The sequence below is a fragment of the Cohnella terricola genome, from assembly GCF_007786475.1.
Taxonomy (GTDB): domain Bacteria; phylum Bacillota; class Bacilli; order Paenibacillales; family Paenibacillaceae; genus Cohnella; species Cohnella terricola.
On the sequence record NZ_VNJJ01000005.1, the window covers coordinates 294554 to 309863 of the forward strand.

Sequence of the window (15310 nt, forward strand, 5' to 3'; positions counted from 1 at the left end):
TGGAATCGGGCGGTCATGTTTGGAGGTTCTGTCGATTTTTAGTTGTGCTTCGTGGACGCTCCTTGGCGCAATGTGATAAAATCAACACGCAGGACAATAGATGAAGGGCGGATATAACGAATGCAGCGTCGTATTTGGCCGATTTGGGCCTATTATGCAATCGCGATCGTCGTGTTATTAATCGATTACGCGAGCAAAAAAGTCATCAGCCGCAACGTGGAACTGAATACCGAGAGCATTTCCGTGCTGGGGAACTTTTTTCTCATCACCCACACCCGCAATAGGGGCGCGGCCTTCAGCATGCTGCAGGATCAGCGCTGGTTTTTTCTAGTGGTCACGATCGCCGTTGTCACCGGCATTCTGTGGTACCTGCATCGCTCTTTTCGCACGAGCAGGCTTTTGCTGCTGCTTGCGCTGGCCGTCATTTTAGGCGGGGCGGTCGGAAATTTTCTAGATCGTGCCCTTTATGGCGAAGTCGTTGATTTTCTGCAATTCAACTTCGGTTCGTACACGTTTCCGATCTTTAATCTCGCCGATACGGCAATTTGCGTCGGCGTCGGGATGGTCATCCTGGATACGTTGCTGACTATGAAACAGGAGAATAAATCGAATGGCAATGGAGAACAACCCCGAGATGCTTCCCAAGAGCAGCATTCCGTTTGAGGAAGAAGACGGGCTAGAGGAAAAAGAAAACGAATTTGAATGGCGCATTGAGGAGGACCAGGCAGGAGAACGCGCGGACAAGCATATCGCTTCGATGCTTGCCGATAAATCCGTGTCCCGGTCCCAAGTGCAAGAATGGATCCGCATTGGGGCGATTACGGTAAACGGAGAACCTGCCAAAGCTAATGCCAAGCTTGCGGCCGGCGCTCTGATCCGCGTCGCGCTGCCCGAACCTGAGCCGCTCGAGGCGTCCCCGGAAAATATTCCGCTTGACGTCGTTTACGAGGATGGAGACGTCATCGTCATCAACAAACCACGCGGAATGGTCGTTCATCCCGCAGCGGGTCATCCAAGCGGCACGGTCGTTAACGCTTTGCTGTACCACTGCAAAGACCTGTCCGGCATTAACGGCGTGATGAGACCGGGGATTGTGCACCGCATCGACAAAGACACGTCCGGCTTGCTCATGGTCGCCAAGAACGACCTGGCGCATGCCTCGCTTGCCGAACAGCTTAAAGAACACAGCGTGACGAGAAAGTATCGTGCGCTCGTGTATGGCGTCATGCAGCATGACAAAGGCACGATCGACGCTCCGATCGGACGGGCCAATCACGACCGAAAGCTGTACGTCGTCACTGACAAGAACAGCAAGCATGCGGTCACGCATTTTACCGTGAGCGAGAGATTCGACGAATATACGTTGCTTGATCTTAGGCTTGAAACCGGCAGAACGCATCAAATTCGCGTTCATATGAAGTACATCGGATTTCCGCTTGTCGGAGACCCGGTATACGGCGGCAAAAGCGGCAGAACGCTCGGAATGTCGGGGCAGGCCCTCCATGCGGAAATTCTCGGCTTCAAACACCCGAGAACGGGCGAGTATTTGGAGTTCTCGGCGCCGATTCCCGAAGACATGGAGCATGCGATCGGCATTTTGAAAAACCGGTAACTGCAAATGATCGGTGCAATAATCCATGGTGGTTCGCGGGCAATTCAGTCATAGTTTGAGAATAAAAACTGTGATTTGAAGGAGTGTCGCGAGCGTGAGCGTGGAGAAATATCAGACGTCGTTTATTCAGGAGCAATTTGCCGTCCGCATTGGCGGTTCCGACTATGGCAAAGACACGAATATTTATAAATTCGAGAAAATAAAGAGGGCCAAAGCTGCGGCGAAAAAAGCCCACCCCGATATGGATTTGATCGATATGGGCGTTGGCGAGCCGGACGAGATGGCGGATGCCGGCATCGTGGCCAAGCTTGCCGAAGAAGCGGCAAAGCCGGAAAACCGCGGTTACGCGGATAACGGGATCGCGGAATTCAAACAAGCCGCCGCGCAATATTTGAAAGACGTTTTCTCCGTTGAAGGCATCGACGCCGAGACCGAAGTGCTGCATACGATCGGCGCCAAGCCGGCGCTGGCGATGCTGCCGACCGTGTTCGTCAATCCAGGCGACGTCGTCATCATGACGGTGCCGGGATACCCGATCATGGGCACGCATACGAAATATCTCGGCGGCGAAGTGTATAACGTGCAATTGACGAAGGAAAACGATTTTCTGCCCGATCTGGATGCCATTCCGGAAAGTATCGCCACGCGCGCCAAGCTGCTCTATTTGAACTATCCGAATAACCCTACGGGAGCGGCGGCGACGCCGGAATTTTTCGGGAAGGTCGTCGCATGGGCGAAAAAGCACCAAGTCATTGTCGTTCACGACGCTCCATACGCCGCATTGACTTACGATGGCGCGAAACCGCTGAGCTTCCTGTCCGTTCCGGGCGCGAAAGATGTTGGGGTAGAGCTTCACTCGCTGTCCAAATCGTACAATATGACGGGATGGCGCATCGGTTTTATCGCCGGCAATCCGCTCATCGTCAAGGCGTTCGGCGACGTGAAGGACAATAACGACTCCGGCCAGTTTATCGCCATCCAGAAGGCGGCGGCGTACGGACTTGCCAAACCGCAGATTACCGAGGCGATCGCGGCGAAATATTCCCGCCGCCACGATCTGCTGGTGGCGGTATTGAACGAAATCGGCTTTCGCGCCGAGAAGCCGAAAGGCTCGTTCTTCCTTTACGTTGAAGCGCCCAAGGGCATCGAAGGCGGAGAACGATTCGAGACCGCTGAACAATTCTCGCAATATTTGATCCGCGAGAAGCTGATCTCGACCGTGCCTTGGGACGACGCGGGCAATTTCGTGCGTTTCTCGGTGACATTCATCGCTCATGGAGAAACGGAAGAAAAACGCGTGATCAACGAAATTAAACGCCGGCTAACAGACGTGCGATTCGAGTTTTAAGCGGCGATTTTTTCGAGCGGATTTCAAACGGATGTCCTTGACACTTCATGTCGAACATGGGATAATCATTGGTAATGAAACGGGTACCTTTAATTCAGTCCAGAGAGACTGGCAAGGTGGCGCAGAGTTGACCAATATCCGGGTTCGCATATTCGACATGAACATGTTCGGCAAGTTCGGTAATGTTGCCGCGCCTTGAGCATGTCTATGATTGTGCGCCTGTTGATATCTCACACTGACTGTAACCTCCTTGCGAATACGCAAGGAGGTTTTTTATGTGCCATTATCGCGTGAAGGAGGGATCGAAATGTCGGACTCGCGCGTCATTATGGACGAATCGGCCATCCGGCGGGCGCTTACCCGGATAGCCCACGAGATGGTCGAGAAGAACAAAGGAATCGAAGACTGCGTGTTGATCGGCATTCGAACGAGAGGCATCTACCTTGCGAAACGCGTAGCGGATCGGATAATGGACATCGAAGGACAGCCGGTCCCCGTGGGGGAGCTCGACATTACCCGCTATCGCGACGATCGTCCCGACAGGGCTAAGGCGAGCGGGGTTTTACCGGACGAAGAACTGAAACTGCTGGTCAGAGATAAGCGGATCATACTGGTTGACGACGTTCTCTATACCGGCCGGACGATTCGCGCCGCGCTCGACGCGCTCATGGATTGCGGCAGGCCGCAATCGATCCAACTGGCCGTCCTCGTCGACAGGGGGCATCGGGAGCTTCCGATCCGCCCCGACTACGTAGGCAAGAACGTGCCGACCTCGCGGCACGAGAAGATCGACGTCTCGCTGAGCGAGATCGACGAGACCGATTGCGTCACGATTTTCCATCCGCGCGAGGCGGAGATCGGCAGGTAACGACGGTACACCATCAACAGCACGGTAGAGGAGGCGCTAGAGAACATGACGACTTGGATTATTAACGCGAAAAGGCTGAGCGAACAGAACGGAGAAACGGAAATCGCTCACGTACGAGTAGAGAACGGATTGATCGCCGAATGGCGGGAAGGCGGCTCATTGCCGGATACGACGGGCGCGGAAGTAATCGATGCTCGCGGCAAGCTGATTTCCCCCGGGCTGATCGATATGCACGTTCACTTGCGCGAACCGGGTTTCGAATATAAAGAAACGATCGCGAGCGGAACGGAATCGGCGGCCAAGGGCGGATTTACGACGATCGCACCGATGCCGAACACGCGACCGGTCATGGATACGCCGGATACGATCCGGCTCGTGCTGGACAAAGCGGCAACGGAAGGCGTCGTTCGCGTGCTGCCTTACGCCGCGATCACGAAAAACGAACTGGGCCGCGAATTGACCGACTTCGCCGCACTGAAGGAAGCCGGAGCGATCGGTTTTACGGACGACGGCGTCGGCGTGCAGAACGCGCAGATGATGAAGAACGCGATGGCGCTCGCGAAGTCGCTGGATATGCCGATCATCGCGCATTGCGAGGATGACTCGCTCGTAGAAGGTGCGGCGGTGTCGGAAGGCGAATTCGCCCGCAAGCACGGGCTGAAGGGCATTCCGAACGAATCGGAAGCGATCCATGTTGGCCGCGACATTCTGTTGTCTGAAGCGACGGGCGTACATTATCACGTCTGCCACGTCAGCACCGAGCAATCGGTCAGGCTGATCCGGCTCGGCAAGTCGGTGGGCGTGAAAGTATCCGCGGAGGTGTGTCCGCATCATCTGCTGCTGGCGGACGAAGACATTCCGGACAGCATGGACGCGAACTGGAAAATGAACCCGCCGCTGCGGACGCCGAAAGACGTGGAAGCCTGCATCCAAGCGCTCGAAGACGGAACGATCGATATTATCGTGACCGACCATGCGCCGCACAGCGAGGAAGAGAAAGCGCGCGGCATGGAACGGGCACCATTCGGAATCGTTGGCTTCGAAACCGCGTTTCCGCTTCTTTACACGAAATTCGTCCGCACGGGACGCTGGAGCCTGGATTTTCTGCTCCGCAGAATGACCAGCGATCCCGCCAAGCTGTTCCGCTTGCCATACGGTACGATGGCAGTAGGAGCGCCTGCTGATTTGATTCTGATCGACTTGGAGAACGAGCGGGAAGTCGATCCCGCGAAGTTCCTGACAAAAGGTCGCAATACCCCGTTCACGGGTTGGAAGTTATACGGCTGGCCGGCTTTAACGATGGTTAACGGCAACGTGGTCTGGACCGAAGAAAACGGCATTAACCGCTAAGGAGTGATTGGGATGCAAGCAAGATTATTGTTGGAAGACGGCACGCTGTTCACGGGACGGGGCTTCGGAGCCGAAGGCGGTTCCGTCGGAGAAGTCGTATTTAACACGGGAATTACGGGTTACCAAGAGGTACTGTCCGATCCGTCTTACTGCGGGCAAATCGTCACGATGACCTACCCGCTGATCGGCAACTACGGCATCAACCGGGATGACTTCGAAAGCATTCGCCCTTATGTTCACGGCTTCGTCGTTCGTCGTCATGAGGACGTGCCGAGCAACTGGAGGGCGCAATATACGGTCGACCAATTGCTGAAAGAATACGGCATTATCGGAATCAGCGATGTCGACACGCGCATGCTGACTCGCATTCTTCGTCAGCATGGAACGATGAAAGGCATTCTAACGACGGGGAACGAGCGCGTAGAAGAGTTGATGGAGCGTATGGGAACTACTCCGCTCGCCATTGATCAAGTCGCGCGTACGTCGACCAAATCCATTTTCAACAGCCCCGGAGACAAGGAACGCATCGTCCTAATCGATTACGGCGCGAAGAGCGGTATTCTGCGCGATCTCACGAAGCGCGGCTGCGACGTCATCGTCGTGCCTCAAGACACGACCGCGGACGAAATCCGCCGCTTGCATCCGGACGGCATCCAGCTGTCCAACGGACCTGGGGACCCGAAAGACGTGCCCCATGCCGTGAACACGATCCGCGATCTGCTCGGCGAATATCCGATGTTCGGAATCTGCCTCGGACACCAATTGTTCGCGCTCGCTTGCGGCGCCGATACCGGCAGACTGAAATTCGGTCACCGCGGCGGCAACCATCCGGTGAAGGAACTCGAAACCGGACGCTGCTTCATCACTTCCCAGAACCACGGCTACGCTGTCTTGGATGAGTCCATCGCCGGAACGGAACTGGAAGTGACGCACATCAACAACAACGACAAAACGATCGAAGGCTTGAAGCATAAGCGTTACCCGGCCTTCACGGTTCAATATCATCCAGAAGCGGCTCCGGGACCTTACGACAACGGCTACTTGTTCGACCGTTTCTTACAAATGATCCGCGACAACAAGGAAGCCAATCCGGAACGCCCACGCCAAGCGCAATTGTCGGAAACGCTGAGAGGAGAGCTGCAGTATGCCCAGAAATAATGACCTCAAAAAAATTCTCGTTATCGGCTCCGGCCCAATCGTCATCGGACAAGCGGCGGAATTCGACTATGCCGGCACGCAAGCCTGCCAAGCTCTGAAGGAAGAAGGCATCGAGGTCGTATTGATCAATAGCAACCCCGCTACGATCATGACCGACACGAACATCGCCGACAAAGTTTACATCGAACCGATCAACCTGGAATTCGTATCGCAAATCATTCGCCAAGAGCGTCCAGACGGTTTGCTGCCGACGCTCGGCGGACAGACTGGCCTGAACATGGCGGTCGAACTGGCTCGCGCGGGCGTGCTTCAGCAGGAGAACGTGAAATTGCTCGGCACGCAGCTTGACGCGATCGAACGCGCCGAAGACCGCGACTTGTTCCGTGAGCTTATGCGCGAGCTGGAGCAGCCGGTACCGGAAAGCACGATCGTGACGACGGTAGAAGAGGCAGTCGAATTCGCGAACGGACTCGGCTATCCGGTTATCGTTCGTCCGGCTTACACACTCGGCGGCACGGGCGGCGGTATCGCCCCGAATGAAGAAGAGCTGCGCGAGACTGTAGCCAACGGCATCCGTTACAGCCCGATCGGACAATGTCTGATCGAGAAATCGATCGCCGGTATGAAGGAAATCGAATATGAAGTCATGCGCGACGCGAACGACAACTGCATCGTCGTCTGTAACATGGAGAACTTCGATCCGGTCGGCGTTCATACCGGCGACAGCATCGTCGTCGCTCCGAGCCAAACGCTCTCCGATCGCGAATATCAAATGCTTCGCTCGGCTTCGCTGAAGATCATTCGCGCGCTGAATATCGAAGGCGGCTGTAACGTGCAGTTCGCGCTTGACCCGCAAAGCTATCAATACTATGTCATCGAAGTTAATCCTCGCGTTAGCCGTTCTTCCGCGCTGGCATCCAAAGCGACTGGATATCCGATCGCCAAGATGGCTGCCAAGATCGCCGTCGGCTACACGCTGGACGAGATCGTTAACCCGGTCACGGGCCAAACTTACGCTTGCTTCGAACCGACGCTGGACTATATCGTATCGAAGATTCCTCGCTGGCCGTTCGACAAGTTCACTTCGGCGAACCGCAAGCTCGGCACGCAAATGAAAGCGACCGGAGAAGTTATGGCCATCGGCCGTACATTCGAGGAATCGATTCACAAAGCGGTGCGCTCGCTGGAAATCGGCGTTCACCGCATCAACTTGAAAGACGCGAATGAACTTTCCGACGAGGTGCTGTCGGCTCGCTTGAACAAAGCAGACGACGAGCGGCTGTTCCTGGTGGCGGAAGCATTCCGTCGCGGTTGGACGCTGCAGCACATTCAGGATCTCACTAACATCGACTGGTGGTTCCTCGACAAGATCGAACGCATCGTTCAACTGGAAGACGAAATCCGCAGAGAGCCTGCACTTACGCCGGAATTGCTGTACAAGGCGAAAAGAAACGGCTTGACGGACCGCGCGATTGCCGAGCTGAGAAGCGAAGGTCATCCGAATGGCGCGTTGACGAAAGAAGCGGACGTGCGCACATACCGTCTCGAGCAAGGCCTCAAACCGGTATACAAAATGGTTGATACTTGCGCGGCCGAATTCGAAGCGACGACGCCGTACTACTATTCGACCTACGAGACGGAAAACGAAGTGACGGAAAGCGCGAAAGAAAAAATCATCGTGCTTGGCTCCGGTCCGATCCGTATCGGCCAAGGGATCGAATTCGACTACTCGACCGTTCACGCCGTATGGGCGATCCGCAACGCGGGTTACGAAGCGGTTATCATCAATAACAACCCGGAGACGGTATCTACAGATTTCAGCACGTCCGATCGTCTCTACTTCGAGCCGCTCTTCTACGAAGACGTCATGAACGTCATCGAGCAAGAGCAACCGATCGGCGTTATTGTACAATTCGGCGGCCAGACGGCGATCAACCTGGCGGCTCCGCTTGCCAAAGCCGGCGTGCGCATTCTTGGTACGTCCCTGGACAGCATTGACGAGGCGGAAGACCGCAAGCGGTTCGAAGCGCTGCTGAGCAAATTGAGCGTACCGCAGCCGAAAGGAACGACGGTTACATCGGTCGACGAAGCAGTCGGCGCCGCGCAAGAGCTCGGTTATCCGGTTCTCGTTCGTCCGTCTTACGTGCTTGGCGGACGCGCGATGGAAATCGTATACTCCGATGAAGAGTTGCTATCCTACATGGAAGTGGCCGTGAAGATCAATCCGGAGCATCCGGTGCTCATCGACCGCTACATGCTGGGCAAAGAAATCGAAATCGACGCGATCTGCGACGGCGAAACGGTGCTCATTCCGGGCATTATGGAGCATGTCGAGCGCGCGGGCGTTCACTCGGGCGACTCGATCGCGGTCTATCCGCCGCAATCGCTCTCCGAAGATATCAAGCAACAAGCTATCGATATTACGATTAAAATCGCCAAAGAACTGAAAACGATCGGTCTTGTCAACATCCAGTTCGTCGTATGGCAAGAAAAAGTGTACGTGATCGAGGTTAACCCTCGCTCTTCCCGTACCGTTCCTTTCCTGAGCAAAGTGACGAAAATTCCGATGGCGAATCTTGCGACGCAAGCGATTCTCGGGAAGAAGCTTACCGACCTGGGTTATCAAGAAGGCCTGTGGCCGGAAGATGAGTTCGTCTCCGTCAAAGTTCCGGTATTCTCCTTCGCGAAGCTGCGCCGCGTAGACCCTACGCTGACGCCGGAGATGAAGTCGACGGGCGAAGTCATGGGACGCGATCGCTTCTATGCGAAAGCTTTGTATAAGGGCCTCGTTGGCTCAGGTATGAAGATTCCGAATTCCGGCGCGATCATCGCGACGGTCGCCGACAAGGATAAAGATGAAGCGATTCAAATTCTGAAAGGCTTCTACAACCTCGGCTACAAGCTGCTCGCCACTGGCGGGACGGCAGACGCTCTGGAAGCTGCGGGACTTAAAGTGCGCCGCGTAAATAAGCTTTCCGACGGTTCGCCTAACATTCTCGATCTCATCCGCACGGGTCAAGCGCAATTCGTCGTCAACACGCTGACGAAAGGCAAGACGCCTGAGCGCGACGGCTTCCGCATTCGCCGCGAAGCGGTCGAGAACGGAGTTGTCTGCTTGACGTCGTTGGATACGGTCAGCGCGCTGCTGAACATGCTGCAAGCGCTCCGGTTCTCCAGCGAGCCGATGCCGGCTTTCCAAGCTTAAATCCAGTATGCCGCCCGGTCCTCTAGCAACAAGGGGATCGGGCTTCTATATGAACTTCAAGCCGAAGAGGAGGAACCGCGAATGGCAAATCTTACGCGTGAGCAGGCGGCCGGCAAAATCATGGTGGCATTGGACAAGCCGGATGAATCCGCCGCTCTGGCAGTCGCTGATCAACTACAAGGCTCCGGTTGTTGGATGAAGGTGGGCATGGAGTTGTTCTACGCTGCAGGCCCTTCAATCGTCCGGGAGTTGAAAGGCAAGGGATTTCGAATCTTCCTCGATTTGAAAATGCACGATATCCCAAACACGGTGCGAGGCGGGGCGAGGAGCATAACCCGTCTTGGCGTTGATCTCTTTAACGTACACGGTGCCGGCGGCATCGCGATGATGAGCGCTGCGATCGAAGGCGTTAGCGAGGCGGTAGCCGCGGGAGACGCGGAACGTGCGCCGCTCGTGATCGCGGTTACGCAACTGACGAGCACGAACCAGGCAGTGCTGAATAATGAGATCGGGATTGCGGGAACCGTAGAAGACGCAGTTGTGCATTATGCTAAACTAGCTCAGCAAGCAGGTTTGCAAGGGGTTGTGGCTTCGCCTCTGGAGGTGGCCGCGATCAAAGCCGCTTGCGGAGTCGGTTTCGCTACGGTTACGCCGGGCATTCGTCCGAGGGGCGTGGACGCGGGCGACCAGTTCCGCATTACGACTCCCGGCGATGCCGTGAAAGGCGGCACGGATTATCTCGTGATCGGCAGGCCGATCACGGGCGCGAACAATCCGGCCGCAGCTCTGGACACTATTTTGAAGGAGATGACCGAATAATGGGCAACAACGTTTCCCTTGAACAACTGCCGGCGGAGATCGCCGGGCGTCTACTGGAGATCGGCGCGGTAAATCTCCGCCCGAACGATCCGTTCACGTGGACTTCGGGCATCATCTCGCCGATCTATTGCGATAACCGGCTGACGATGAGCTATCCGGATATCCGCGATTCGATCGCAGAAGGTTTCGCGGCTTTGATCCGCGAGCATTATCCGGACACGGAAGTGATCGCGGGAACGGCAACCGCCGGCATTCCGCATGCTGCTTGGGTGGCGCAGAAGCTGAATCTTCCGATGGCCTATATTCGCGACAAGGCGAAAGGCCACGGCAAGCAAAACCAGATCGAAGGTTTGATCAAGGATGGGCAGAAAGTTGTCGTCATCGAAGATCTGATCTCCACCGGCGGCAGCTCGCTTAAAGCCGCATTGGCCGTCATTGAGGCCGGCGGAGACGTGCAGAGCGTTCTGGCTATTTTCACATACCAGTTCCCTCAAGCGGCCGAGGCGTTCCGCGAAGAGGGGATCGAGCTGCAGACGTTGTCGAATTATTCCGCTCTCGTAGAGGAAGCCCGCAACCGCGGTACGATCAGCGACGCGGACGTGAGCCTGCTCCAATCCTGGAGAGAAAATCCTCAAGCTTTCGGTAAATAACCCGCACAATTCAATCATCGCAAGGTCTTTTCGAGGGGGGAGTATCCCCGTATCGGAGAGACCTTGTTTTTTTGCGCAGATGCTTCTCCGTCTCTAGACCGATATCGAAAGCATGCTTGGGACCGTCGAACCGGTCGTAGGTCTAGGTTACAATGAGGCTAACTCGGATGATAAAACGGAAATAAGGGAGTGTGCGGAAGTGTCCATCTTGGAAGTGAAAGGTTTGCGCAAATCCTTCGGAGCGGTCACGGCAGTTGAGGAAATCAGTTTTACAGTCGAAGCTGGCGAAGTATTTACAATCATCGGCCCGAATGGGGCAGGCAAAACGACGACGTTGGAAATGATCGAGGGACTTCAATTTCCCGATGCGGGAACGATCGTCCTGAATGGAATGACCTGGGACAAAGACGCGGATCGGATCAAAATGATTATCGGCGTACAGCCGCAATCGAGCGCGATGTTCGATTTGCTCACGGTAGAAGAAAATCTGGATTTGTTCGCCTCGTTCTATCCTCGTTCCAAGCAAACGGCGGAAGTGCTTGAGATGATTAATCTCACCGATCACCGGGCTAAAAGAGTAAAAGCTTTATCCGGGGGCCAGCAGCAGCGGTTAGCGATCGGACTGGCCATGATCAGCGACCCGCAGATCATTTTTCTGGACGAACCAACGACGGGACTTGATCCTCAGGCGCGGCGCAACATTTGGGATATCGTGCTCAAGCTTAAGGAACTGGGCAAGACGACGATCCTGACGACGCATTACATGGAAGAGGCCGAGAAGCTGAGCGATCGAGTGTGCATCGTCGATCAGGGGCGGATCGTCACGCTGGATACGCCGGCCAAGCTCATCGATCGCCTGACGAAGGAACGGGAAGTTCGGCTATTTTTCCAGGATGGCGAAGCGGCGGCGCAGGAGACGGAGGAAGTGGCGAAAAGTCGTCCGTCCGTCGTTCGTACGGCTCTTGAGGGCTCGGCGCTTAAGCTATGGTCCGTACAGCCCGAGGAGACATTGTATGATGTTTTCGGTTTTACGAAGGAGAAGGGCTACCGCGTGGAGCAGGTTTCCATTCGCGAGATGAGCCTTGAAGACGTATTCATTGCCTTTACCGGCAAAGAGTGGAGGGACTAAGGTGAGCAACGGGAAGCAACTGGGAAAGCTGTTCGGAGCGCAAATCAAAATGATGTTCCGTGAGAAGCAGGTGTGGTTTTGGAACCTCTTTTTCCCGATTATTCTCATGGTGATTTTTATGATCATCTTCGGCGGAAGCGGCAACAGCAATTTCAAGGCCAAAGTAGCCGTGGTGAAACCGAGCGTGAACGAAACTTCGAATATGCTGGAAAGTTATCTTCGCAACGTTTCGGTTCTGGAATGGAAGTCGGAGCAAACTGTCGACGAGGCCCAGGCGGATGACTGGGTGAAAAACAAAAAAGTCGATGCCGTCATCGTTCTTCCCGCTGCGGGCGCTACGACGCTCGATTTGATCGTAAACAAGGAGAACGAAAGAAGTGCCACTACGCAAGTCATATCCGGTATTCTTGATCAATTCATACAACAAACCAATTACGCGGTGGCAGGCATCCAGCCTACATTTAAAGTAGAGACGAAGTCCGTTTCAGGCGGAAGCGAAGATCTGAGCTACGTGGATTTCCTGCTAACGGGAATGATTGCGCTCGCGGTCGCGCAAGGTGGCCTATTCGGTATGGTCGACATGGTAGAGATGAGGCGCAAGGGACTGCTTAAGCGGCTGAAGATGACCCCCGTCAAAATGGGACTGTTCGGCGTAGGAGGCATGATGGTTCGTTTAGTGCTCGGCATCGTGCAAGTTCTCATACTAACCTTAATAGGGGTGCTAGGATTTGGAGCGAAGCTGCATGTTGATGTTTCTACGCTAATCGTCGCTTTCTTCATCGGGGCTCTTGCGTTTAATGCATTGGGGTATTTATTCTCTTCCTTCAGCAAATCGATCGAAGCGTATATGGGGATGGCGAACATCGCGAGTTTCCTAATGATGTTCTTGAGCGGTATTTTCTTCCCGACGAGCGGATTTCCGGAGTGGCTGTTGCCGGTATCGAAAGTACTGCCTCTTACCTATTTCGTGAATGGAATCCGGGACGGCTTGGCGTACGGAAGCGGAATCGCAACCGGAGAATTTTGGTCCGGTATCGGAATACTTGGAGCATGGGGCCTTGTCGCCTTCGTCCTCGGCGTGTTGATCTATCGTAGGGGGAAAGTAGAGGTCCGTTAATCGAATCGGATTCATGGCTATGCCGCTTATCGCGCTTTAATGGCGCGTTAGGCGGTTTTTTTCGCATTATGGTAATCAAACCCGTAGGACGAGCATACGCTATTAAATATGCCAAGATGAATAAGAATGAGAGGTAGGAAAAAATGAAATCATCTTTAGAACAATTACTGGCGACGACGGACGATCTGCTATACCGTGCACGTATATATGATCGGAATCTACTCCGCAGAGACGAACTCTTGCGCATGGGCGAGATGCGCGACTCGCTAGTACGGAATCGTTGGATCGCCGATAACGGTCCCCTTCGCGATCGGGCGGTAGAGACGCTTTTGTTAATGCGCCAACGTCTGATCACGCTCCTCGAAGATATGCTGTACACGGCATAAGAGGATTACGCTTCACTGCTGCCAATATCCCCCTGGCTCAGAATAGTGCCGCCCGGTGCATTGATGCCTCTCCGCCAATCTATAGCCATTATCCCTTTGGATCAGAACATCATGGCAATGCATTCTCTAACCATTATCCCCTTGGATCAGACTTCCTTAACGAGAGGGATAATGGTCGCAGTCTGAACGAGAGGGATAGTGGTCGCAGTCTGAGCGAGAGGGATAATGGTCGTAGAGTGGAAAAAGGCAAATCGCGTGCGGGGAAGCACACTGAGTGAAGGGGATAATGGAGCGAGAGAAAAACAGACCGACTGACGAGATTCACCTCGCCAATCGGTCTGTTTATTATTTGAGCTCACGCAGCCAATCGCGGATGGCTTCATTGGGAAGATCAGCGACTGAAGGCACGGGAACAGGGGAATCGCTTAGTTGGTATTTGAACTTGAGGGTAAGGATGCGGCGAACGCTTTCGTCGATGCGGGCTTCATCCAGTCGCCCCGATTGAATGGCTTGCAGGAGCGAATCGTACACTTTTTTCTCGGTATCGTATCCGTGCGCGACCAGAATAATATCGCTTCCCGCCTCGACCGATTTGAGCGCCGCATCTTCGAGCCCGTAATGTTGGGCAATCGCGCCCATCGTCATGTCATCGGTAATGACGACGCCGTCAAATCCGAGCGTGCCGCGAAGTTGTTCCCCGATAATCACCTTGGAGAACGACGCGGGAGCGTCGGGATCGACTACCGGAAAAAAGATATGGGCAACCATGACGGCGTCTGCGCCCTCCTCGATAGCTGTCCGGAACGGAACCCATTCCATCGCTTCAAGCTGATCGGTCGTCTTATGGACTACGGGCAACTCCAAATGCGAATCGACCGAAGTATCGCCGTGGCCGGGGAAATGCTTGACGACCGCGACCGTTCCGCCTTCTTGCAGCCCTTTCATCGCGGCGACACCCATCTTCGTGACGCGTTCGGCATCGCTCCCGAAAGCTCGGCTGCCGATGACGGGGTTATTCGGGTTGCTGTTAATATCGAGTACGGGAGCGAAATCCACATTAAATCCCATGATCCGCAGTTCTTCGGAGAGCAGGGACCCCATCTGCCGGGCAAGCTTCGGATCGCCGGTCTTGCCTACCTTGGCCGCATCCGGGATGGCTACGAAATCCTTCGGAAGTCGGCTGACTTTGCCGCCTTCCTGGTCAACGCTCATGAAGAGCGGGACCGGGTTGTTCTCGTTCGCTTTTTTCAGCGCGTTAACGAGGCCGACCGAGCCTTCCAAGTCGGAGAAATTATTTTTGTACAAAATAATGCCCCCGACATGTTGCTCAGCAATCATTTTTTTCATCGCGGTATCGAAACTCGTTCCGTCTATTCCGGCCAAAATCATTTGCCCGATTTTCTGTTCCAGCGTCATATCTTTCATCATTCCGGCGATTTCGTCTTCATCCGTCGGAGAAGGCTCGCCGGTTGGCGTTGGGGACGGCTGAACGGATGACTGGGATGTTTCCGACGGTAGGGAAGGCGGAACCGAAGATTCCCCCGATGGGCCGGGGTTTCCGGATCCGCACCCGACGATTAGCGCGAGGAACACGCAGATACATAGGATACCGCTATAGCGGGCGTTAACTGCTTTCATGATTCAGGACAAACCTCCTTAATCAAAAGG

The 15310-nt window shown here is 54.8% G+C and carries 13 protein-coding genes; 12 read left to right on the top strand and 1 reads right to left on the bottom strand.

Annotated elements, in window-relative coordinates:
• The first annotated feature begins 120 nt into the window (after positions 1 to 120).
• From lspA to FPZ45_RS11380, 12 genes are all read left to right on the top strand, one after another.
• Entirely contained in the window at positions 121 to 663 is a 543-nt protein-coding gene (gene lspA, locus FPZ45_RS11325) for a signal peptidase II (protein ID WP_144701320.1), read from the top strand.
• Positions 635 to 1612 (top strand): RluA family pseudouridine synthase, encoded by a 978-nt coding sequence (locus FPZ45_RS11330; RefSeq protein WP_144701623.1) that lies wholly within the window; start codon positions 635 to 637, stop codon positions 1610 to 1612. Before lspA ends, FPZ45_RS11330 begins: the two co-directional genes overlap by 29 nt.
• Positions 1613 to 1706: 94 nt before the next feature.
• Complete coding sequence (locus tag FPZ45_RS11335; protein WP_144701322.1) at positions 1707 to 2960, top strand: LL-diaminopimelate aminotransferase; 1254 nt, start codon at positions 1707 to 1709, stop codon at positions 2958 to 2960.
• 307 nt (positions 2961 to 3267) lie between these two features.
• Positions 3268 to 3828 (top strand): bifunctional pyr operon transcriptional regulator/uracil phosphoribosyltransferase PyrR, encoded by a 561-nt coding sequence (gene pyrR / locus FPZ45_RS11340; RefSeq protein WP_144701325.1) that lies wholly within the window; start codon positions 3268 to 3270, stop codon positions 3826 to 3828.
• Between the two features lie 45 nt (positions 3829 to 3873).
• Positions 3874 to 5178, top strand: a complete 1305-nt coding sequence (locus FPZ45_RS11345; protein ID WP_144701327.1) for a dihydroorotase — start codon at positions 3874 to 3876, stop codon at positions 5176 to 5178.
• 12 nt (positions 5179 to 5190) lie between these two features.
• Positions 5191 to 6336, top strand: a complete 1146-nt coding sequence (carA, locus tag FPZ45_RS11350) for a glutamine-hydrolyzing carbamoyl-phosphate synthase small subunit (RefSeq protein ID WP_144701329.1) — start codon at positions 5191 to 5193, stop codon at positions 6334 to 6336.
• The gene (gene carB, locus FPZ45_RS11355) at positions 6323 to 9541 is read left to right on the top strand and encodes a carbamoyl-phosphate synthase large subunit (protein WP_144701331.1); all 3219 of its coding nucleotides are present in this window, start codon (positions 6323 to 6325) and stop codon (positions 9539 to 9541) included. Before carA ends, carB begins: the two co-directional genes overlap by 14 nt.
• A gap of 81 nt (positions 9542 to 9622) precedes the next feature.
• Positions 9623 to 10360, top strand: coding sequence for an orotidine-5'-phosphate decarboxylase (pyrF, locus tag FPZ45_RS11360; protein ID WP_144701333.1), 738 nt, complete (start codon positions 9623 to 9625; stop codon positions 10358 to 10360).
• The gene (gene pyrE / locus FPZ45_RS11365; RefSeq protein WP_144701335.1) at positions 10360 to 11010 is read left to right on the top strand and encodes an orotate phosphoribosyltransferase; all 651 of its coding nucleotides are present in this window, start codon (positions 10360 to 10362) and stop codon (positions 11008 to 11010) included. Before pyrF ends, pyrE begins: the two co-directional genes overlap by 1 nt.
• A gap of 199 nt (positions 11011 to 11209) precedes the next feature.
• Positions 11210 to 12139, top strand: a complete 930-nt coding sequence (locus FPZ45_RS11370; RefSeq protein ID WP_144701337.1) for an ABC transporter ATP-binding protein — start codon at positions 11210 to 11212, stop codon at positions 12137 to 12139.
• A gap of 1 nt (position 12140) precedes the next feature.
• Positions 12141 to 13256: an ABC transporter permease gene (locus FPZ45_RS11375; protein WP_246120419.1), complete on the top strand. Its 1116-nt coding sequence runs from the start codon at positions 12141 to 12143 to the stop codon at positions 13254 to 13256.
• 143 nt (positions 13257 to 13399) lie between these two features.
• Positions 13400 to 13642, top strand: coding sequence for a hypothetical protein (locus FPZ45_RS11380; protein WP_144701338.1), 243 nt, complete (start codon positions 13400 to 13402; stop codon positions 13640 to 13642).
• A gap of 345 nt (positions 13643 to 13987) precedes the next feature.
• On the opposite strand, the gene nagZ is transcribed toward FPZ45_RS11380, so the two are convergent.
• Complete coding sequence (nagZ, locus tag FPZ45_RS11385) at positions 13988 to 15280, bottom strand: beta-N-acetylhexosaminidase (protein WP_144701340.1); 1293 nt, start codon at positions 15278 to 15280, stop codon at positions 13988 to 13990.
• Positions 15281 to 15310: the final 30 nt, after the last annotated feature.

Coding starts and splice junctions, on each gene's coding strand:
- FPZ45_RS11380 (WP_144701338.1), top strand. CDS start 13,400: ATGAAATCATCTTTAGAACAATTACTGGCGACGACGGACGATCTGCTA.
- nagZ (WP_144701340.1), bottom strand. CDS start 15,280: ATGAAAGCAGTTAACGCCCGCTATAGCGGTATCCTATGTATCTGCGTG.
- FPZ45_RS11345 (WP_144701327.1), top strand. CDS start 3,874: ATGACGACTTGGATTATTAACGCGAAAAGGCTGAGCGAACAGAACGGA.
- pyrR (WP_144701325.1), top strand. CDS start 3,268: ATGTCGGACTCGCGCGTCATTATGGACGAATCGGCCATCCGGCGGGCG.
- FPZ45_RS11330 (WP_144701623.1), top strand. CDS start 635: ATGCTTCCCAAGAGCAGCATTCCGTTTGAGGAAGAAGACGGGCTAGAG.
- carB (WP_144701331.1), top strand. CDS start 6,323: ATGCCCAGAAATAATGACCTCAAAAAAATTCTCGTTATCGGCTCCGGC.
- pyrF (WP_144701333.1), top strand. CDS start 9,623: ATGGCAAATCTTACGCGTGAGCAGGCGGCCGGCAAAATCATGGTGGCA.
- lspA (WP_144701320.1), top strand. CDS start 121: ATGCAGCGTCGTATTTGGCCGATTTGGGCCTATTATGCAATCGCGATC.
- carA (WP_144701329.1), top strand. CDS start 5,191: ATGCAAGCAAGATTATTGTTGGAAGACGGCACGCTGTTCACGGGACGG.
- pyrE (WP_144701335.1), top strand. CDS start 10,360: ATGGGCAACAACGTTTCCCTTGAACAACTGCCGGCGGAGATCGCCGGG.